This is a genomic window from Oleiphilus sp. HI0079 (assembly GCF_001635105.1).
The window spans coordinates 1-1,057 of sequence record NZ_LWFT01001274.1 but is presented as its reverse complement, the minus strand read 5'-3'; the positions used below and the strand labels follow the sequence as shown (position 1 = coordinate 1,057).

The 1,057-nt window shown below is 43.9% G+C and carries 1 protein-coding gene; it reads right to left on the bottom strand.

Annotated elements, in window-relative coordinates:
- Positions 1-1,057: hypothetical protein (locus tag A3750_RS26530; RefSeq protein ID WP_197475245.1), on the bottom strand; the 1,057-nt coding region annotated here is incomplete at both ends.

Here is a 1,057-nt window from a genome sequence, read left to right as displayed (position 1 = left end):
ACTGTGGCGTAAAATACTTAGCCAAAAACTGATTATTGGCGAAGGAGTTCAAATCAAGCGAAGCCGAAACAACACGATCAACGACCGAAACGCTGCTGTAAACAGGAACTAGGCCTGTCGGAGCACCAATTTTTAGCGCCGTCATTTGATCTAACGATGCGACAACATCTCGGGAGTTATCAACCTCGTCATCAAGCTTAAAACTAATTGTTGCACGAACTATATCTCCGAAAGCAGTGACACCCGAAGGGAACGAATAAGGAGCAGAGGTCGAAAGCATTACATCACGAAAAAATGCGGTCGTCGCGTCATTCAGTTGCCACCGAACCTCTATAGCACCAGAAAGGAAACTAAGCCGGTCCTCGAACTCAAAGTTGATACCGTCCCCGGGCAAGAATGCATCAACGCTAAAGCTAAAATCATTTAAGCCTATAACCGGAGCTGCAGCTTCCGTAAGAAAATCCCCCTGAGCGTCGCGAAGAGTAACAACCAGATAATCTTTTAACCTCACCTGCCCACTCGAAAGAGTTAGCCCTTTGTTCTCGGTATTTAATGCTGATACGTCTTCAACGATATATTTGTCGACACCGTTGATACTGGTAAGGGACCGGCGTTTTATAACCCAATCAGCCTTTAATTCATCTGAAAGAGAGACCGGAGTTGCTCCCAAAAATAAGCTGACCTTTTCTCCCGGCGACAATGCCTGTGAACCACCAAAAGTCAGTTCGACGGTATTTCCAGCAGAATCAAAAACAAGTACGTCGTCGCTAACAGCAGAAAGCAAAGATTTATAAGAAACAAACAAGAATCCGTCAATTAAACGTGCTTTAGCGTCGCTAACAAAGTTCTCTCGCGCTTTCACGAAGCTTTCAAAAGACTGAGAGACAAAATCATATCTGTCGATTTGACCATTCTCATAAATAATGAACAAAGCATTATTGACCGTATCCGAAACAAGTACATGAGGCTTGTATGTGCTAGAAACATCCAAGCCCTTCTCTGCAGGTAGGCGCAATACTTCATTACGATTGAGTTCCGTCGATTCAATAATCAAAAG